A 19433-nucleotide genomic window follows, 5' to 3' on the forward strand; every position below is an offset into this window, starting at 1 on the left:
GGCTGACAATTGTCAGCCTTTTTTTGTAATAGAAAAGTTTTCAGTAAGGAGACGCCAATTTTGCGGGAAAGGTAAGCCGATTTTCCAATAACTGATACCGCGAATTCCTTGTTCTTTTATTAAATTAAATTTACTTTGAACAGACCGAGCATCTTCAAACCATACTTCATGTTTTACTCCATTTGCATCGAAATAATTGAAATGAGGAGCTTGAGAAGTGAAATCGTATTGAATTGGGACATTATATTTCCGAGCAAGTGAAACAGCAGCAATAGAACTAAGCGCTTTTGCCGGAGGATTTCCTTGTTTAAACGGAACAATCCAATCAAATCCGTATAAGTTTTGCCCCATCATAATTTTCCGCGGCGGCATTTGTGATTTTGCGTATTGAATGACTTGTTTGACAGGACCAATTGGAGATACTGCAAGAGGCGGTCCACCTTGCCATCCCCAGTCGTATGTCATAATGACAACGAAATCAACAATTTCACCTTGTGCCTTATAATCATGAGCTGCAGCTGGACCTTTTTGGGTTGAACTTGTTTTTGGGACGACAGTTGTACTGAGTGTATATCCTTTTGGTAGACGTGTTTTTACTTTGCGTAAAAACTGATTATATGCTTCGCGGTCTGCCGGTGCAAAGTTCTCGAAATCGAAGTGGATATCACGCATTCCGTATTTTTGAGCGGTTTGTAAAATGTTTGTAATAAACGTATTTTGAATGGTTTCGTTGCGTAAAATAATGCTTGCTAATTCAGAGCTAAAACTTCCATTTTCAAGATTTGTAATAACCAGCATTGGAATCGTCTGCCCTTGTTTGGCAATTGCGACAATTTCAGATGTTTGTGTAGGTTCTTTCAGTGTTCCGTCACGTTTGGCTTCAAAGCTAAAGTAAGCCAAATAGGTTAAATATGAATTGATCGCTTTGGTGGAAGCAATTAAGCTTTCTTTAATCGGGATTGTGGATGGCTGTAAGTAGGCAATCGATTCAATAATTTTTTTTGTCCCTTTTGGTACATATAGTTGCTGTCCGACTTGGAGATTGGATTTTAATGATAAATGATTCACTTTTGCTAAACTGGCAAGAGGTACGTTGTAGGTTAAGGCAATTTTATATAAGCTATCACCTGGTTGTACATAGTAGGTATTTCCTTGTGTATTCACAATTAATGCTTGCCCGACGACGAGTGTTTCAGCTGGGTTTAACCCATTATCCTTCACAATTGTTTCAGCTGTTGTTCCGTACTGCTTAGCTAATTTATACACGTTATCGCCGCTTCGTACAGTTATGATTTGTAGCATATGCTCACTCCTTTAAGGGAAAAAGATCCATCGCTTCTATTTTATTTTCAGATTCTCTGTATTATGATTAAAGGTGTAGAAAGAAATGCAAGCGAGAAGGAGTTAAAATAATGTTTATAGCAGAACAGGAGATTGACATCCGTTATGCAGAAACAGATCAAATGGGTGTTGTATATCACGCAAACTATTTAGTATGGTTAGAACTTGGCCGTACGAAATTAATTCAAGATTTAGGATTTTCGTATGTGGAAATGGAGAATGATGGGGTTGTATCTCCTGTACTTGATTTACAAATTACATATCGAAAAGCAATGCGTTACGGAGAAAAGGCTATTGTGAAAACATGGATAGAGTCTGTGAGTCCACTACGCGTTGTATATGGCTATGAAATTTATAATGGGAACGGTGAGCGTTGCATTACCGCGTTTACAACGAATATTTGTGCCAAAAAAGAAGGTTTTCGTCCGGTATCATTTAAAAAATTGTACCCAGAATGGTATGAGACGTACGAGAAAATTAAAAAGCAATAAAAAAACGTGGCGTAGGCCACGTTTTTTATTTTACATAATGAAATTGCGGGAACTCATCATCAGCGTTAAATGTAACAGATAAGTCATGCCCATCAAAGAACCACTCATCATCGCCTTCAATAAAGAAAATAATACCATCTTCTTGAAATTGTACAACAGGAGTAGCTGGATCATCTTTACGAATTCCTAATGAAAGACCTTTTTGCACGGTGCTACATCCACCATATTGTACGAAAAAGCGAAGGCTATCGCCGGTTTGTAAACCAAGCTCGTTTTTATACCAGTTTAGTGCTTCTTTTGATACTGAAATGTTCATCTAGTATTCCTCCAACATAATCGCGTTTTCTTTTAGTATAAAAAATAACGCAAAAAGACGCCATTTATATGCTTTGCGTTTTCTTTTTGCGTTATGTGGGTCGCAATCTTATTTTTGTTTTTTTGTTAATTTTGCTTTTGGTTCTGTTTTATTTATAATTCGTCCAATATTTGCACGGTGTCTATAAATAACCATACCAGCCAATAAGCACATGGCAATAATGAAGATTTTATCCCCGTTTATAAATGCTGCAATAACAGCGAAGACGGCTGTTATCATAGAAGAAAGTGATACGTATCTCGTCGTAAATAATAGGGTGAAAAAGATAGCCGCTAATATGACAAAGGAAAGCGGTGCGTAGCATAATAGTACACCAGCAGAAGTAGCAACTGCTTTTCCGCCGCGGAACTTTGCAAAGATTGGGTATACATGTCCTACCACTGCAGCTAATCCAAACCATAGGGGATGGATATTTAACCCGAACATGATCGGTAGGGCTGTAGCCAATGTCCCTTTTAAAATATCAGCAATTGTAACAATAAAACCTGCTTTTTTCCCTAGTGTACGAAATGTATTCGTTCCTCCTAAATTTCCGCTGCCGTGTTCGCGAATATCGATTCCGTAACCAATCTTTCCAACAACAAGTGCAGATGGAATCGAGCCAAGCAAATAGGCAACGATAAATAAAAGATATGTAAGCATAAGTTCAGTCTCCTTTATACAAATGTGTTGATAAAGGGTAAAAAGAGTTTTTCCCGTATATTGTACCACACATTTGTAAAGATCACATTTCTTTTTTTCTCAAATTTCAATTCAGAAATATGAGAAAAAAAGATTCGATAGATTTTAAAAAAACTTTCACAGGAATGTTACATTTTTCACAGATTCACTCTTACTATATGTTGTATCATTTTGAGAGTAAATGAACAAGATGTTGTTGGGGGTTAAGAAATGAATCAAGAAATGAAAAAAAACAGTGAATATGATGAGAATCTAAAGGGGATTTTTGCGAAAATTGTTCATGCAAATGAACAAGATTTAATGCAAGAAAATGCAAACGTTGATGGTAGATCTCCAATGGGAATGATGGGGAAATTTGCTTCTGAAAGTGCAAGGTATTATGCGATAGAACAACTGCTTTCTGAGAAAGTGAAACAAGCAATTGATCAAAATATATTATATCCGCATGATTTAGACTTTTATGCAACAGGTACGACAACTTGTTCGCAAATACCGTTAGCACAGATGCTTCAAAACGGGTTTCACACAGGTCACGGGCATATGAGGCAGCCGCAAGATATTAAAAGTGCATTGGCGCTTTCTTCTATTATTTTCCAAGCAAATCAAAATATGCAGCATGGTGGACAATCATTTGCGCTGTTCGATGTAGAATTGGCGCCATATGTGAGAAAAACGTTTGAACGGAATAAAAAACGTTTAGCAACATATCCGTTAACAGCTGAACAAATAGAAGAGTTTGCGTGGAAAGAAACAGAAAATGATACGTATCAAGCATGTGAGGCGTTTATTCATAATTCGAATAGCATGCATAGCAGAGGCGGGGGACAAGTTCCATTCATCTCCATTAATTACGGAACAGATACATCAAAAGAAGGAAGATTATTAATTAGACAATTATTAAAAGCGACTCAAGCTGGATTAGGAAAAGGAGAAACACCAATTTTTCCGATTCAAATCTTTAAGTTAAAAAAGGGAGTAAATTTTGAAGAGAAAGATCCAAATTATGATTTGTTTGAATTAGCAATAGAAACGACAGCGAAACGATTATTCCCTAATTTCTCATTTTTAGATGCACCATTTAATGCGGCGTATTATGATGGACGTCCTGAAAGTGAAGTGTGTTATATGGGTTGTCGTACGCGTGTCATGTCTAATATTCATGGGGAAGAAACTGCGATTGGAAGAGGGAATTTATCGTTTACCTCTATTAACTTAGTGAAATTAGCATGTATTAGTGGATCAAAAGAAGCGTTTTTTGAAGCTTTAAATTATTATCTTGATCTAGGTATTGATCAATTGTTAGAAAGACTTTCCTATCAAGCAACGAAAAAAGCAAGAGATTTTCAATTTTTATATTCTCAAGGAGTATGGCGCGGCGGTGAAAAACTGCAACCTGAGGATGCTGTTGCTGAAATTTTAAAACAAGGTACATTAAGTATAGGTTTTATAGGCCTTGCAGAATGTTTAGTTGCTTTAACAGGAAAACATCATGGGGAAGACGCAGAATCATGGAAGCTTGGATATGAAATTATCGAACATATGAGAAAGAAAATGGATCAAGCAACAGAGGAACATCAATTGAATTTCTCATTAATTGCAACTCCGGCAGAAGGATTATCTGGAAAGTTTATCAAACAAGATCGAGCTGAATTTGGAACAATTACAGGTGTAACAGATCATAACTTTTATACAAATTCATTCCATATCCCTGTTTATTATCCTATTCAAGCTATTGATAAAATTCGTTTAGAAGGACCATTTCACGAACTTTGTAATGGTGGTCATATTACGTATATTGAGCTTGACGGAGCGGCTGTTCATAATCAAAAAGCTCTGCAGCAAATTGTGAAGGCAATGGCTCAGTATGGCGTAGGGTATGGATCGATTAATCACCCGGTTGATCGCTGTAAATGTTGTGGTTATCACGGGATCATTGGAAATGAATGTCCAAGCTGTGAGAATAAAAATGAACATGACTTTGAAAGAATTCGCCGCATTACTGGATATCTTGTAGGAGACATGTCAAAGTGGAACAGTGCGAAACGTAGTGAAGAAAAGGAGCGGGTGAAACATTCATGAGAGTAATGAATATCATTCATGATAGTGTGGTAGATGGGGAAGGGTTGCGGACAGTCGTATTTTTTGCGGGCTGTCCGCATCGCTGTTTTGGCTGTCATAATCCACAGTCTTGGAATATTTGTAATGGGACTGAGATGACAAAAGAAGAAATAATAAATGAGATTGAAAACAACCCTCTTACTGATGTAACATTTTCTGGTGGGGATCCATTTTTCCAAGCCACTGAAATAAAAGAACTAGCAAAAAACGTGAAAGATTTACAAAAAAATTTGTGGATTTACACAGGCTATACGTTTGAAGAGATACAGAATTCGCAAAAAAATGATATGATAGAGTTGTTACAATATGCTGATGTGCTAGTAGATGGAAGATTTGAGCTAGAGAAGCGAGATCTCACCCTGCCGTTTCGTGGGAGCTCGAATCAACGTATTATTCGATTGAAAGAGTAAAAGGACGGGATAGGATTGAATAAAACAGTTTTACTTGTTGAAGATGAAAGAAGATTACGAGAAATTGTCAGTGACTATTTTCGTAATGAAGGCTTTGAAGTGATTGAAGCAGAAGATGGCAAGCAAGCATTAGAACTGTTTGCGGAGCATACTGTGGATTTAATTATATTAGATATCATGTTACCAGAAATTGACGGTTGGTCTGTATGTAGACGTGTAAGAAAGGAATCAGCCGTACCGATTATTATGCTAACAGCTCGCTCCGATGAAGATGATACTTTACTTGGTTTTGAATTAGGAGCGGATGAATATGTAACAAAACCGTTTAGTCCGAAAATTTTAGTTGCTCGTGCCAAGACATTACTAAAGCGTGCAGACGGTGCAGTAGGGCAAGCGGAGGAAAATATGCTTTCGCTTGCTGGTATTGATGTGAATCGTTTGTCACGTACGGTAACGGTAGATGGTGAAGAAGTAATATTAACACATAAAGAATTTGAGTTACTCGTTTACTTGATGGAAAATAAAGGGATTGTTCTATCTCGCCAGCATTTGTTAGATCAACTTTGGGGATATGATTACTTCGGAGATGATCGTACAGTAGATACGCATATTAAGAAACTTCGTAATAAGTTAGGCGATAAGGCAACACATATTAGTACAGTTATTCGTGTAGGATACAAATTTGAAGAGTAAAATATCAGTTCCCATTTAAGCAGCTTTATATTCATTGCATGTACAATTTTTTTTACTTTTATCTACAATGAATATGATAGTATTTTTTTGTTTGGATTTCACGATGAGTTCACAGTAAGGACACACATCGTGTATATACTAAAAATACGATATCAGCAGAGAGGGGATAAATAAATTATGGGATACTATGATCAACCAGAAACAAATGAAACTCGGACGGAAATTGTAAAAACACGCAGCAAAAAAGGATATTTTTTCACAGGAGTAGTCGGTGCTGTCATCGGTGCCGTTACAATTAGCGTTGCAGCTCCGTATATACCTTTGACAAATAACGGTATCGTTTCACAATCAAAAGTAGAGGGAACAGTGGTTCCAGTTGTGAATAAAACAAAAGGTGAAACGGATCTTCCTGGTATGATTGAAGGAGCGAAAGAGGTAGTTGTTGGTGTAATTAACTATCAAAAAACTGTAGATCCATTTTCCACCGATCCACAAGTGCAAGAAGCTGAGGCAGGATCAGGATCAGGTGTGATTTATAAAAAAGTTGGAGATAAAGCGCTGATTGTAACAAATAACCACGTTGTTGACGGTGCGAATAAATTAGAAGTAAAGTTAAGTAATGGAACAAAGGTTGAAGCGAAATTAGTAGGAAAAGATCCATGGCTAGATCTTGCTGTCGTTGAGATTGATGGAAAAAACATTAACAAAGTTGCCACTCTAGGAAATTCAGATAAAATCCGTGCTGGAGAATCTGCGATTGCAATTGGTAACCCACTTGGATTCGATGGAAGTGTAACAGAAGGGATTATTAGTAGTAAAGACCGTGAAATTCCAGTTGATATTAACGGTGACAAACGTCCTGACTGGCAAGCTCAAGTTATTCAAACGGATGCAGCGATTAACCCAGGGAATAGCGGCGGTGCATTATTCAATCAAAATGGTGAAGTAATCGGTATTAACTCTAGTAAAATTGCTCAGCAAGAAGTAGAAGGAATTGGCTTTGCGATTCCAATTAATGTAGCAAAACCAGTCATTGATTCTCTTGAAAAATACGGTGAAGTAAAACGCCCTGTAATGGGTGTTCAAGTAAGAGGTCTTGATGAAATTCCAAGCTATGCATTAGGTCAATTAAAATTACCGAAAGATGTAACAGGTGGAGTTCTGTTAGCGCAGGTTGAACCAGCATCACCGGCAGAAAAAGCAGGATTGCAAAAATATGATATTGTTGTTAGCTTTGATGATCAAAAAATAGAAAATGCAGTGCAATTCCGTAAATACTTATATGAAAAGAAAAAAGTTGGCGATAAAATCGAAGTAACAGCGTACCGAAATGGTGAGAAAATAAAGAAAACAGTTACGTTAGCTGATAAAGGTAGCTCGAATTAGTAAAGAAAGTCTCTTTCATGTTGAAAGAGACTTTCTTTATCGGCTATACTAAATGAACAGGAGGGATTACATATGACAATTGAAAATCCAACTCGAACGGAAATTGGTGAGATTTTGAAAAATAGTAAGACGATTGCTGTTGTCGGATTATCTGATAATCCAGAACGTACTTCGTATATGGTGTCAAAAGCGATGCAAGATGCAGGATACCGTATTATTCCTGTTAACCCAACGGTAGATACTGTATTGGGAGAAAAGGCGGTAAAATCGCTAACTGAAATAAAAGAGCCTGTTGATATCGTCAATGTATTTCGTCGTTCTGAATTTTTAATGGATGTTGCAAAAGAGTTTGTGCTGATTGAAGCGCGCACATTTTGGGCACAATTAGGTTTACAAGATGAAGAAACATATCACTTTTTGAAAGAAAAAGGCTATACTGTCATTATGGACCGCTGTATTAAAGTTGAACACGCAATGACAAGATAAAGTGAAACTTTAATCAGTGGGGTTTTCTTCATCCCCCACTGATTATTAGTTGAACCAATCGGGCTTTTACGGGCAGTTTATCTCCCACCTAACTTTTTTTGCTTTCGCTGAATTTTGAGGTGAGAGTATTACTGCCCGTTAATGCGGGATAAGTATAAATTGTGAAGTTTATTAGGCTCCTATTCATATAATAGGGAAAAGCAGATGGACGAGGTGTTCATCATGAAGTTTTTTAAAGGTTGTTTTTGGGGATTGCTGCTTGTCACTCCATTTTGGATGATTATCATTTTGTTGATTTTAAAATGGTGGAGTATGTAGTTGTTTTGGAATACATATCCATGTTTCGTTGACAAACGATTACTTTTCTGAAATAGTAGCGTAGAGGAATCCTTGTGACAAACAAGGATTTTTCTTATGAAAATAGTATATAAAAGACATAACGTGACTTGCCAAAAGTAAGGGAAAGGCGTTATTCTATAATAAGAAACATATGTTCTGATTTTTGGATAGGAAGGGGCAAGGAGTTTGGCTAAGCGTCAGTTTCAATATGATGAAGATGCAATTCAAGTGCTAGAGGGGCTTGAAGCCGTTCGTAAACGCCCGGGTATGTATATTGGGAGTACGGATAGCCGTGGATTACATCATTTAGTATATGAGATCGTAGATAATTCCGTTGATGAAGCATTAGCGGGTTTTGGCGATGAAATTAAAGTGATTATACATAAAGATAATAGTATAAGTGTAGTAGATAAAGGGCGCGGTATGCCGACAGGAATGCATAAGCTTGGAAAACCTACACCAGAAGTTATTTTAACTGTACTTCATGCTGGTGGTAAATTTGGACAAGGCGGTTATAAAACGAGCGGAGGCTTACACGGTGTTGGTGCTTCGGTTGTAAACGCACTGTCTGAATGGCTTGTTGTTACAATTAAACGAGATGGTTACGTATATGAACAACGCTTTGAAAATGGCGGTGTTCCAGTTACAACGCTTGAGAAAATTGGGAAAGCAAGAGATACTGGGACAACCATTCATTTTAAACCAGATCGAACAATTTTTAGCACAACGAATTATAACTATGAAACGTTATGCGAAAGATTACGTGAATCAGCATTTTTATTAAAAGGTATGAAAATTGTCCTTCAAGATAAACGTAACGATTTGGAAGATGTTTTTCATTATGAAACGGGAATTGAAGCGTTTGTTTCATACTTAAACGAAGAGAAAGACTCTTTACACCCGGTTGTATATTTTACTGGAGAGCAAAACGGTATAGAAGCGGAATTAGCTTTTCAATTTAATGATGGGTATTCTGAGAACATTCTATCCTTTGTAAATAATGTACGTACAAAAGATGGCGGTACGCACGAAGCGGGGTTTAAAACTGCGATGACTCGTGTCTTTAACGAGTATGCACGCAAAGTTTCTTTGTTAAAAGAGAAAGATAAAAATTTAGAAGGAACGGATATTCGTGAAGGGTTAGCTGCAATTGTTTCCATTCGTGTTCCAGAAGAGTTGCTTCAATTTGAAGGGCAAACGAAAGGGAAACTTGGAACAAGTGAAGGACGTTCAGCAGTTGATGCTGTTGTATCAGAGCATTTAGCGTATTTTTTAGAAGAAAATCCAGATGTGGCAACGCTTCTTGTAAAGAAAGCAGTCAAAGCAGCGCAAGCACGCGAAGCAGCAAGAAAAGCGCGTGAAGAAGCACGAAGCGGTAAGAAGAAAAAGCGTTCAGAAGGAACGTTAAGTGGTAAGTTGACACCAGCACAATCACGTAATCCGCAAAAGAACGAGCTATATTTAGTAGAGGGCGATTCTGCAGGTGGTTCTGCAAAGCAAGGCCGTGATCGTCGTTTCCAAGCTGTTCTTCCGCTGCGCGGTAAAGTAATTAACACGGAAAAAGCAAAGCTTGCGGATATTTTTAAGAACGAAGAAATCAATACGATTATTTATGCAATTGGTGGCGGTGTTGGAACGGACTTTTCTGTAGAGGATATTAACTATGATAAAGTCGTGATTATGACCGATGCTGATACAGATGGTGCGCATATTCAAGTGCTATTATTAACATTCTTCTATCGTTATATGAAGCCGCTAATTGAGGCAGGTAAAGTATTTATTGCACTTCCTCCTTTATATAAAGTGAGTAAAGGAAAGGGAAAAAGTGAAGTCATTGAATACGCTTGGTCTGATGAAGAGCTAGATGGTGTCACGAAAAAGGTCGGAAAAGGTTATATTCTACAGCGTTATAAAGGTCTTGGTGAAATGAATGCGGACCAATTATGGGAAACAACGATGAACCCAGAGACGCGCACGTTAATTCGCGTTAAAATTGATGATGCTTCACGAGCAGATCGCCGGGTTGCTACATTGATGGGGGATAAAGTAGAGCCTCGTCGTAAATGGATTGAGCGTAATGTTCAATTTGGTATGCAAGAAGAAGGTAACATTTTAGAAAATGAAATGATTATGGCAACGGAGGTGGAATAACATGCAAGCAGAGAAATTTCATGACCTCCCACTTGAAGACGTGCTTGGTGACCGCTTTGCACGTTACAGTAAATATATTATTCAAGATCGTGCGCTTCCAGATGCACGCGATGGCTTAAAGCCGGTACAACGTCGTATTTTATATTCCATGTATGTAGAAGGAAATATAAATGATAAACCGTTTCGTAAATCAGCCAAAACAGTTGGTAACGTAATTGGTAACTATCACCCGCATGGTGATTCGTCCGTGTATGAAGCGATGGTACGTTTAAGTCAAGATTGGAAAGTACGAAATGTATTAGTTGAAATGCATGGAAATAATGGTAGTGTTGATGGTGATCCAGCAGCGGCGATGCGTTATACAGAGGCTCGTTTATCACCAATTGCTTCTGAGTTATTACGTGACATTGATAAAGAAACAGTGGAATTTGTTTCAAACTTTGATGATACAAGTGAAGAGCCAGTTGTACTACCTGCTATGTTTCCAAATCTTTTAGTGAATGGATCTACGGGAATTTCAGCTGGTTATGCAACAGAAATTCCACCGCATCATCTTGGAGAAGTTATCGATGCGACGATGATGCGCATTGATCAACCAAACAGTACTGTAGACGATTTATTAACGCTGATTAAAGGGCCAGACTTCCCGACAGGGGGGATTATCCAAGGGCTTGATGGGATTAAGAAGGCGTATGAAACAGGAAAAGGGAAAATTATCATCCGCGGAAAAGCGGAAGTTGAGACGATTCGTGGTGGGAAACAGCAAATCGTAATTACTGAAATTCCTTACGAAGTAAACAAAGCAAATCTTGTAAAGAAAATGGATGAGTTGCGCTTAGATAAAAAATTAGATGGAATTGCTGAAGTTCGTGATGAAACGGATCGTACAGGTCTTCGTATTGTTGTCGAATTGAAAAAAGATGCAAATGCAGAAGGTATTTTAAATTACTTATATAAAAATACAGATTTACAAATACCATATAACTTCAATATGGTAGCGATTCATAATCGCCGTCCTACATTAATGACGTTACCAAAGATTTTAGATGCATATATTGGACATCAGAAAGAGGTTGTAACACGTCGTTCGCAGTATGAATTGCGAAAAGCGGAAAATCGTCAGCACATCGTGGAAGGTTTGATGAAAGCTTTATCAATCTTAGATAAAGTCATTGAAACAATTCGTGCTTCTAAAGATAAACGTGATGCGAAAAATAATTTAAGTGCAAGATTCTCCTTTACAGAAGCACAATCAGAAGCAATTGTATCATTGCAATTGTACCGTTTAACAAATACAGATATTACAGCGTTAGAAAAAGAGGCTGAAGAGCTACAAACGAAAATTACAGAATTACAAGCGATTTTACAAAGTGAAAAAAGACTTCTTCAAGTGATTAAATCGGACTTAAAGAGAGTAAAGAAAACGTATAGTGATAATCGTCGTGCTGTAATTGAAGAGGAGATTGAAGAAATTAAAATTGATGTGGAAGTGATGATTCCACATGAAGATGTCATCGTTACTGTAACGAAAGAAGGATATGTAAAGCGAACTGGTTGGCGCTCGCATAATGCATCGAACGGAAAAGACTTCGGTATGAAAGAGGGCGACATCTTACTCGAACGCTTTGATACAAATACAACCGCGACAATTCTCTTATTTACAAATAAAGGAAATTATATTTATCTTCCAGTTTACGAAATGCCAGATATTCGTTGGAAAGACCTAGGACAGCACGTCGCGAATATAGTCTCACTTGACCGTGATGAAACGCTCGTCTTTGCAACTGTTGTTCCGAATTTTGAGGAAGAAAAGCGATTTATTACGTTTGTCACTAGAAATGGCATGATTAAGAAAACAGAATTGAATCAATATAAAGTGCAGCGTTATTCACGTGCATTTGTCGCGGTTAATTTAAAGAAAGATGATGTAGTCGTCGATATTTTTGTTACAGATGGAACGCAAGATATTCTTCTTGCTACGCACGGTGCCTATGCACTTGTTTTCAGTGAAGAAGAAGTAAGCCCAGTTGGTGTACGGGCAGCTGGTGTAAAAGGAATGAATTTGAAAGAGGATGACTTTGTTGCAAGCGGTCTTCCTATAAATCATAAGAAAGATCAGCTCGTTCTAGTTACGCAACGAGGTGCGGTAAAACGATTAAAAGCAGCAGAAATTGAAAAATCGACAAGAGCAAAACGAGGTCTTGTTATCTTTAAAGAATTGAAAAAGAATCCATATCGCATTGTCGGTGTGGAAGTCGTTCGAGATGATGAAATTGTGTGTATGCGGACAGAAAAACAAATGATAGAAGAAATTGATCCGCAAACACTTCGGAATAAAGATCGTTATAGTAACGGAAGTTTATTAATAGATGTAAGTGATGTTGGTCTTGTTGTCGAAACGTGGCCGCAGAAAAAAGAACAGTAAGAAGACGCCCGACTTATATAATAAGTCGGGCGTTTTTGTCTAAATTTGTATGAGGAATAGTAGTTGTACAAATAAAACACTTCTATTATTATTTAACTAAATATTTTAAAAATTAAGAAAAATAAAAATTCGGAGGTGTATGAGTGAGAAAACAGAATAATTTCGCTTTCTTTCTATCGGCGGTGTGTATGTTTGGTTTATTAACAGGATGCAGCGATAAAACAACTGGTAATACCGATACAGCAAGTACGGGTGGCGGTGGTGGAAAAGTCATAAAAATAGCAACGCAATCACCGCTTTCTGGTGGTTCTGCAACGCAAGGAGAAGCAATTAAACTTGGTGCACAATTGAAAATAGAAGAACAAAAAGAAGAGTTTAAAAAATTAGGGTATGAACTAAAGTTTGTGCCATATGATGATCAAGCGGATCCGAAAAAAGGTGTTGCAAACGCACAGATTATTGGTGCCGATAAAGAAATACTCGGTGTCGTTGGACATATGAATTCAGGAGTTGCAATCCCATCTTCTGAAGTGTATGAAAAAAATAATGTTGTTATGGTATCACCTACAAATACTGCTGTTGAAGTAACGGATCGTAATTTGAAAATAGTAAATCGTATATGTACAAGAGATGATTTTCAAGGTCCTGCTGGGGCAGAGTTTGCATTGAAAACATTAAAGGCAAAAAGCGTTTTTATTATTGATGATAAAACAGCTTATGGAACAGGTTTAGCTAAAGCATTTAAAACAGAAGTTGAAAAATTAGGTGGAACCATAGCAGGTTATGAATCTATTACGGTTGGGGAGAAAGATTTTAATGGTGTATTAAATAAAGTACTCGCGAAAAAACCGGATTTAATTTATTTTGGTGGTCTCTATGCAGAAGGTGGACTGTTAGTGAAGCAAGCGCGTGAAAAAGGTCTTACGGTTCCGTTTATGGGCGGTGATGGTATGGATTCAGCAACGATGGTAGAAATTGCAGGTAATTCTATTGAGAATACGTATTACACTTCTATCGCTGCTGACCCGAAAACGACGGGAAAAGGAAAGAAGTTTGCAGATGATTATAAGAGAAAATTTAATAAAGAGGTAGAAGGATATTCGGCTTATGGATATGATGCTGCGGGTGTACTCCTGCAAGGAATGAAAGATGCGATTAAAGCAAATAACAACAAAATGCCAACAAGGGAACAAGTGCGTGACACTGTTCGGAAAACAAATAGTTTTGAAGGAGCGGTAACAAAAGTAGGATTTGATAGCAAGGGGGATAATAAGTTTGCAAAAGTATATATTTATAAATTTGCAGAGCAAAAATATCCAGGAAGACAAGAAGGAGAAGTAGAGAAAAAGTAAGGTGATATGGGTACGGTGCTTATGTTCCGTACCTTTTTTAGAGAAAAGTAAAGGGGAGGAATTTCTATGTTCGGAGAAATAATGCATACCCTTCCTCAAGTGCTAATTGACGGATTAACACTTGGTGCAGTGTATGCGGTTGTTGCATTAGGATATACGATGGTATATGGGATATTAGAACTTATTAATTTTGCTCATGGAGAAATTTTTATGACGGGCGCTTTTATTGGTACAACAATTTTTCTTGTTTTTATGGGATTTGGGTGGATGACGGTTATGCCAGCTCTGTTAGCATTGTTACTTGTTTTAGTTGTAACCTCTCTTATAACGGGTTTTCTTGGGATGGGCATTGAAAGGGTTGCGTATCGACCGCTTCGAAAAGCACCGAAACTGATTACGTTAATTACAGCAATTGGTGTTTCTTTTCTACTGCAAGATATCGTTCGCTTTATTGCTGAATTAAAAAAAGGAAATTACATTATAACAGGTCCTACTTTATTCAATGATCAAATTACAGTACAGGCTTCAGCAATTATGTCTTCTTTTAATAATGCCAAGCTTAAAACATCGTCACTTATTCTACTCGTTCTTGCGGTTATTATGATGCTCTCTTTAGACTTTTTCATCAATAAAACAAAATGGGGAATGGCGATGCGCGCTGTTGCACAAGATCGTGATACTACTTCATTAATGTCAGTAAATGTGAACAAGGTAATTTCTCTTACGTTTTTTATCGGTTCAGCACTTGGCGGAGCAACAGGTGTACTGTTTGCTGTGCAATATGGAACAATAGATCCGTATATTGGATTTATTTTAGGATTAAAAGCTTTTACGGCAGCTGTTTTGGGGGGGATTGGTAATATTCGAGGTGCGATGGTGGGTGGTATATTACTTGGACTGCTAGAAATGTTCGCGGCTGCAAATTTATCCATTTTATCTTCTGGAATATTGGGAGCTGAATATAAGGATGTTTTTGCCTTTGGAATTTTAATTCTCGTTTTAATTTTTAAACCAGAAGGCATTTTCGGCAAAGCAGTTGCCGAGAAAGTGTAGGTGATTATAATGACAAAACGGTTAGAAATGATAAGGAATAATACGAAGTTGCAACTTATACTGTTAGTCCTTTATTTGGGTATAACTGCTGCAAGTTTATATTTTGCACAAAAGTCAGTAACGGCATTTCTTCTATTACTATTGTCTCTTTTATTATTGTATTACACAAATTTACACAGTAAATGGAAGTGGTTAATAGGGTTATTTGTGTTAATTATATTACTTCCCTTCACAGCAAGCGGTGGCCCTGCTTATCAGTCTTATATGGAAGTGGCAACATTAGTTGGAATTTATATTGCAATGGCGCTGGGGTTAAATATCGTTGTCGGTTTTGCTGGATTGCTAGATTTAGGGTTTGTTGCTTTTTTTGCAATTGGAGCTTACACATATGGTATTTTTGCAACAGTGCAAGCAAATAACTTTATGCCATTTGGTCATTACCCATTGTCAGGAGAAAGTTTTTGGATTTTTATTTTACTAGGCGGTTTTATTGCGGCAGTGTTTGGGGTCCTACTAGGCATCCCGGTGTTGCGTGTGAAAGGTGATTACTTAGCGATTGTGACACTTGGATTTGGGGAGATTATCCGTATTATTTTTAATAATTTAGATAAACCGGTCAATATTACGAACGGTGCAATGGGTTTATCTTCTGTAAAACCACCTTCTTTATTTGGATTTACATTTTTGCAATCGAGTCAAGTGTATTACATTGTGCTTTGTATTTTACTACTCGTAATCTTTATTGTAAAACGATTAGAGTTTTCAAAAATAGGCCGCTCGTGGAAGGCAGTTCGTGAAAATGAAATTGCAGCTCAAGCGATGGGAATTCCGCTTGTGAAAACAAAGCTGTTAGCGTTTGCAATTGGTGCTTCATTTTCTGGAATGATGGGTGTTGTCTTTGCAGCAAAACAAACTTTTGTCGATCCAACAAGTTTTACATTACTAGAGTCGATTACGATTCTTGTTATGGTGTTGCTTGGTGGTATGGGGAGTGTACCAGGGGTTATTTTGGGAGCAGCTGTTATGACAATTTTAAATTTACAAGTACTTACTGAATTAACAAACTGGTTAAACCAATTAAATCTAAGTGGAACGATTGCAATTCCGGATGCACTTTCTCCAGCTAAAATGCAGCGCTTCATCTTTGGTGGAATTTTAATTTTATTTGCTTTATATCGACCACAAGGACTCATACCTGCAAAAAATCGGAAATTTAATGAAGAGCAGCTGAAAAAAGGCGGGATAAAACAAATCGAATCGCAAACACAAAAAGAGAATGTATTTGAAGCTTAGGGGTGAGAATATGACGATTTTAACAGTTCGAAATATTACGAAGCGGTTTGGCGGACTTGTTGCAGTGAAAAGTGTTGATATGAAAGTAAAAAAAGGATCGATTACAGCAGTAATTGGACCGAACGGAGCAGGGAAAACGACGTTTTTTAATATGATAACAGGTGTGTATAAGCCAGATGAAGGTGACATTCTCCTTGGAGAAGAAAGGATAACTGGTTTGAAGCCGCATGATATTTCAAAGCATGGTATTGCTCGTACGTTTCAAAATATTCGTCTTTTTAACAATATGACGGTACTTGAAAATGTAATGGTAGGACTTCACAATCATTTGAAAAGTAATCTTTTGGGGATTTTGTTGCATTTGCCAGGAGTAACAAGAGAAGAAGAACGAGCGCAGCAAAAAGCATATGGGCTTCTAGATTATGTTGGTTTAGCGCACTTATTAAATGAAGAAGCGCAAAATTTATCGTACGGGGCACAGCGTCGCCTTGAAATTGCTAGAGCTCTTGCGGCGAAACCGCAAGTATTACTATTGGATGAGCCAGCAGCCGGAATGAATCCAAAAGAAACGAAAGAATTAACAGCTCTTATTTATCGTATGCGTGAAGAGCTGGACATTACAATTGTATTAATTGAACACGATATGAAACTTGTCATGGAGATTTCTGAGCATATCATTGTATTAGATCACGGTGAAAAAATTGCAGAAGGAAGCCCGGAAGATATTCGTAACAATCCAAAAGTTATTGAAGCGTATTTAGGGAAAAGTGCCGTGTTAGAGAAGTAATACGGAATAAAATAAAAAATTGATAAAAAATCGTTCGAAAAAGATAAAAAAGGGGGGAGTATTTTGCTAGAGCTTACAAATATAAATGCGTATTATGGTGGGATTCACGCGTTAAAAGGCGTTAATATTTCTGTAGGAAAAGGCGAAATTGTAACACTTATCGGATGCAATGGAGCTGGAAAATCAACAACATTAAAGTCGATTAGTGGCCTTGTTATACCGAAGTCAGGAGAAATTTCGTTTGAGGGTAAACAAATTACGAAACAATCTCCGCACGTAACAGCTTTATCCGGAATTGCTCATGTACCAGAGGGACGCCGTATTTTTTCACGCCTAACAGTAAAAGAGAATTTGGAGATGGGAGCATTTTCAGTAAAGGATAAGAGAATAGTGAAGGAACGGATGGAGCGTACCTTTCACTATTTTCCAAAGTTAAAAGAACGACTAGAGCAAAAGGGCGGTACGATGAGTGGTGGTGAACAGCAAATGCTTGCAATTGGACGTGCGCTCATGAGCGGGCCGCATTTACTTATGTTAGATGAGCCTTCAATGGGGCTTGCGCCAATTATTGTTGAGCAAATTTTTGAAATTATTTCAGAGCTGAATAAAGAAGGAATGACGATTCTACTTGTTGAACAAAATGCGTATCAAGCATTGCAAATTGCACATCGTGGCTATGTGATTCAGACAGGAGAAATTAAAATGGTAGGAGAAGGGAAATCATTGCTGCATAATGAATTTGTGAAAGAAGCGTATTTAGCGTAATATGAGGGCTACCCTAGGTAGGGTAGCTTTTTGGCATGTTCATCTATGTTGCCATTATAAAAAGCAAAACATTATGTAGAAATAAGATAAGTTGATATAATAAAAATTCATTATAGTCTATACATAATTTGGAGGGGTTTTATGAACAAAATAGGTGTTGGGATTGTAGGTTACGGGTTTTCTAGTACAACCTTCCATATTCCTCTGTTGCAAACAATCGAAGACTACGAAATCCGTGCGATTGTATCTTCACAAGAAGAGAAAGTAAAAGCATCATTTCCACATGTAGAAGTTGTGACAACAATCGATGAGCTTGTTATGCAAGAAAACATTGATCTTATCATCATTACATCACCTAACACGACGCATTTTGAATTTACAAAAAAGGCAATATTGCATGGTAAACATGTTGTCGTTGAAAAACCTTTTGTTGTTTCTATTGAAGAAGGAGAAGAATTGATAGAATTAGCGAAGCAGCATGGCGTTGTGTTAAGTGTATATCATAATCGCCGTTTTGATAACGATTTCAGAACAATTCATAAACTGTTACAAGATAATAAAATTGGTAAAATTTTTACATATGAAGCTCATTTTGATAGATTTCGTCCACATGTTCGCGATCGTTGGAGAGAACACAAATTGCCAGGATCAGGAATACTGTTTGATTTAGGTTCACATCTTATAGATCAAGCGTTACATTTATTTGGAATGCCGGAAGCAGTTTATGCAGATGTTGTCAATCAACGTCCAGGAGCGCAAATAGATGATTATTTTCATATTATTCTTTCTTATGAAGAAATGCGTGTAATTCTTCATAGTGGTAGTCACGTTAAATATGCAGGACCGCATTTTAGCATTCACGGTGAGAAAGGATCGATTGTTAAATATGGAATGGATTCTCAAGAAGAACAGCTAAAGGCAGGAAAGAAACCTGGTGATGAAGGATATGGAGAAGATGCTATGCCTATGTATGCTGTTCTTTCTACAGAGGAACAAGAGATTCGTGTTCCAACAGAAATAGGATGTTATGAGAACTATTATAAAGGTGTCCGAGACGCAATAATGAACCGAGAAATGCCGCCTGTTACAGCAGAGGAAGCTCTAAATGTCATTCGTGTTATTACGGCTTGCTTACAAAGTAGTCAGCAAGGAATTATAGTGAAATGGTAGAGTCAGTGTATACACTGACTCTCAGGCTGTGGAGAAAGCCTTCTCCACAGCCTGTTTTTGTGTCTGAACATCTTTTTATCTGTCAACACTGATAAAAAAGATGCAAAGGAGCGATG

At 37.5% G+C, this 19433-nt stretch carries 17 protein-coding genes; 14 read left to right on the forward strand and 3 right to left on the reverse strand.

The features are described from left to right. Positions 1 to 12: 12 nt before the first annotated feature. On the reverse strand, positions 13 to 1302 hold the full coding sequence (locus tag Q9306_RS19545; protein WP_306201490.1) for a glycoside hydrolase family 18 protein: 1290 nt from the start codon (positions 1300 to 1302) through the stop codon (positions 13 to 15). Positions 1303 to 1412: 110 nt separating this feature from the next. Between Q9306_RS19545 and Q9306_RS19550 the strand changes: the two genes are divergently transcribed. Next, positions 1413 to 1832 carry an acyl-CoA thioesterase gene (locus Q9306_RS19550; protein ID WP_306201491.1) on the forward strand — a complete coding sequence of 140 codons (420 nt, stop codon included), beginning with the start codon at positions 1413 to 1415 and terminating at the stop codon, positions 1830 to 1832. A gap of 25 nt (positions 1833 to 1857) precedes the next feature. Here the strand turns inward: Q9306_RS19550 and Q9306_RS19555 are convergent, their stop codons facing one another. Both Q9306_RS19555 and plsY read right to left on the reverse strand, forming a co-directional pair. Continuing rightward, complete coding sequence (locus Q9306_RS19555; RefSeq protein WP_306201493.1) at positions 1858 to 2148, reverse strand: HesB/YadR/YfhF family protein; 291 nt, start codon at positions 2146 to 2148, stop codon at positions 1858 to 1860. A gap of 108 nt (positions 2149 to 2256) precedes the next feature. Further along, on the reverse strand, positions 2257 to 2850 hold the full coding sequence (gene plsY, locus Q9306_RS19560; protein ID WP_306201494.1) for a glycerol-3-phosphate 1-O-acyltransferase PlsY: 594 nt from the start codon (positions 2848 to 2850) through the stop codon (positions 2257 to 2259). A gap of 261 nt (positions 2851 to 3111) precedes the next feature. Between plsY and Q9306_RS19565 the strand changes: the two genes are divergently transcribed. The 13 genes from Q9306_RS19565 (at position 3112) to Q9306_RS19625 (ending at position 19317) form a co-directional block, all read left to right on the forward strand. Continuing rightward, positions 3112 to 4968: an anaerobic ribonucleoside triphosphate reductase gene (locus tag Q9306_RS19565; RefSeq protein WP_306201521.1), complete on the forward strand. Its 1857-nt coding sequence runs from the start codon at positions 3112 to 3114 to the stop codon at positions 4966 to 4968. Continuing rightward, positions 4965 to 5417: an anaerobic ribonucleoside-triphosphate reductase activating protein gene (nrdG, locus tag Q9306_RS19570; RefSeq protein ID WP_306201496.1), complete on the forward strand. Its 453-nt coding sequence runs from the start codon at positions 4965 to 4967 to the stop codon at positions 5415 to 5417. The genes Q9306_RS19565 and nrdG overlap by 4 nt, the downstream gene beginning before the upstream one ends. Before the next feature lie 15 nt (positions 5418 to 5432). After that, complete coding sequence (locus Q9306_RS19575; RefSeq protein WP_020061945.1) at positions 5433 to 6110, forward strand: response regulator transcription factor; 678 nt, start codon at positions 5433 to 5435, stop codon at positions 6108 to 6110. Between the two features lie 177 nt (positions 6111 to 6287). Further along, on the forward strand, positions 6288 to 7496 hold the full coding sequence (locus Q9306_RS19580) for a S1C family serine protease (RefSeq protein ID WP_306201499.1): 1209 nt from the start codon (positions 6288 to 6290) through the stop codon (positions 7494 to 7496). 72 nt (positions 7497 to 7568) lie between these two features. Then, positions 7569 to 7982: a CoA-binding protein gene (locus Q9306_RS19585; RefSeq protein WP_306201501.1), complete on the forward strand. Its 414-nt coding sequence runs from the start codon at positions 7569 to 7571 to the stop codon at positions 7980 to 7982. 525 nt (positions 7983 to 8507) lie between these two features. Further along, positions 8508 to 10472 carry a DNA topoisomerase IV subunit B gene (parE, locus tag Q9306_RS19590; protein ID WP_306201503.1) on the forward strand — a complete coding sequence of 655 codons (1965 nt, stop codon included), beginning with the start codon at positions 8508 to 8510 and terminating at the stop codon, positions 10470 to 10472. A gap of 1 nt (position 10473) precedes the next feature. After that, complete coding sequence (parC, locus tag Q9306_RS19595; RefSeq protein ID WP_306201505.1) at positions 10474 to 12897, forward strand: DNA topoisomerase IV subunit A; 2424 nt, start codon at positions 10474 to 10476, stop codon at positions 12895 to 12897. Between the two features lie 143 nt (positions 12898 to 13040). Continuing rightward, a complete protein-coding gene (locus Q9306_RS19600) occupies positions 13041 to 14249 on the forward strand; it encodes a branched-chain amino acid ABC transporter substrate-binding protein (protein WP_306201507.1) in 1209 nt (402 codons plus the stop codon). 66 nt (positions 14250 to 14315) lie between these two features. After that, on the forward strand, positions 14316 to 15302 hold the full coding sequence (locus Q9306_RS19605; protein WP_306201509.1) for a branched-chain amino acid ABC transporter permease: 987 nt from the start codon (positions 14316 to 14318) through the stop codon (positions 15300 to 15302). 9 nt (positions 15303 to 15311) lie between these two features. Continuing rightward, positions 15312 to 16595 carry a branched-chain amino acid ABC transporter permease gene (locus Q9306_RS19610; protein ID WP_306201511.1) on the forward strand — a complete coding sequence of 428 codons (1284 nt, stop codon included), beginning with the start codon at positions 15312 to 15314 and terminating at the stop codon, positions 16593 to 16595. A 10-nt stretch (positions 16596 to 16605) separates the two neighbouring features. Continuing rightward, complete coding sequence (locus tag Q9306_RS19615) at positions 16606 to 17382, forward strand: ABC transporter ATP-binding protein (protein ID WP_306201514.1); 777 nt, start codon at positions 16606 to 16608, stop codon at positions 17380 to 17382. Positions 17383 to 17445: 63 nt separating this feature from the next. Beyond that, positions 17446 to 18147: an ABC transporter ATP-binding protein gene (locus Q9306_RS19620; RefSeq protein ID WP_090913370.1), complete on the forward strand. Its 702-nt coding sequence runs from the start codon at positions 17446 to 17448 to the stop codon at positions 18145 to 18147. A gap of 141 nt (positions 18148 to 18288) precedes the next feature. Next, complete coding sequence (locus Q9306_RS19625; RefSeq protein WP_306201517.1) at positions 18289 to 19317, forward strand: oxidoreductase; 1029 nt, start codon at positions 18289 to 18291, stop codon at positions 19315 to 19317. Positions 19318 to 19433: the final 116 nt, after the last annotated feature.

It is taken from the genome of Bacillus multifaciens, assembly GCF_030756675.1.
GTDB classification, from domain to species: Bacteria; Bacillota; Bacilli; order Bacillales; family Bacillaceae_G; genus Bacillus_A; species Bacillus_A multifaciens.

What these genes read in the sequence shown, in the direction of transcription:
- Q9306_RS19615 (WP_306201514.1), top strand. Translation starts at nt 16,606, where the DNA reads ATGACGATTTTAACAGTTCGAAATATTACGAAGCGGTTTGGCGGACTT.
- plsY (WP_306201494.1), bottom strand. Translation starts at nt 2,850, where the DNA reads ATGCTTACATATCTTTTATTTATCGTTGCCTATTTGCTTGGCTCGATT.
- Q9306_RS19610 (WP_306201511.1), top strand. Translation starts at nt 15,312, where the DNA reads ATGACAAAACGGTTAGAAATGATAAGGAATAATACGAAGTTGCAACTT.
- Q9306_RS19555 (WP_306201493.1), bottom strand. Translation starts at nt 2,148, where the DNA reads ATGAACATTTCAGTATCAAAAGAAGCACTAAACTGGTATAAAAACGAG.
- Q9306_RS19625 (WP_306201517.1), top strand. Translation starts at nt 18,289, where the DNA reads ATGAACAAAATAGGTGTTGGGATTGTAGGTTACGGGTTTTCTAGTACA.
- nrdG (WP_306201496.1), top strand. Translation starts at nt 4,965, where the DNA reads ATGAGAGTAATGAATATCATTCATGATAGTGTGGTAGATGGGGAAGGG.
- Q9306_RS19585 (WP_306201501.1), top strand. Translation starts at nt 7,569, where the DNA reads ATGACAATTGAAAATCCAACTCGAACGGAAATTGGTGAGATTTTGAAA.
- parC (WP_306201505.1), top strand. Translation starts at nt 10,474, where the DNA reads ATGCAAGCAGAGAAATTTCATGACCTCCCACTTGAAGACGTGCTTGGT.
- Q9306_RS19545 (WP_306201490.1), bottom strand. Translation starts at nt 1,302, where the DNA reads ATGCTACAAATCATAACTGTACGAAGCGGCGATAACGTGTATAAATTA.
- Q9306_RS19580 (WP_306201499.1), top strand. Translation starts at nt 6,288, where the DNA reads ATGGGATACTATGATCAACCAGAAACAAATGAAACTCGGACGGAAATT.
- Q9306_RS19605 (WP_306201509.1), top strand. Translation starts at nt 14,316, where the DNA reads ATGTTCGGAGAAATAATGCATACCCTTCCTCAAGTGCTAATTGACGGA.
- Q9306_RS19550 (WP_306201491.1), top strand. Translation starts at nt 1,413, where the DNA reads ATGTTTATAGCAGAACAGGAGATTGACATCCGTTATGCAGAAACAGAT.
- Q9306_RS19565 (WP_306201521.1), top strand. Translation starts at nt 3,112, where the DNA reads ATGAAAAAAAACAGTGAATATGATGAGAATCTAAAGGGGATTTTTGCG.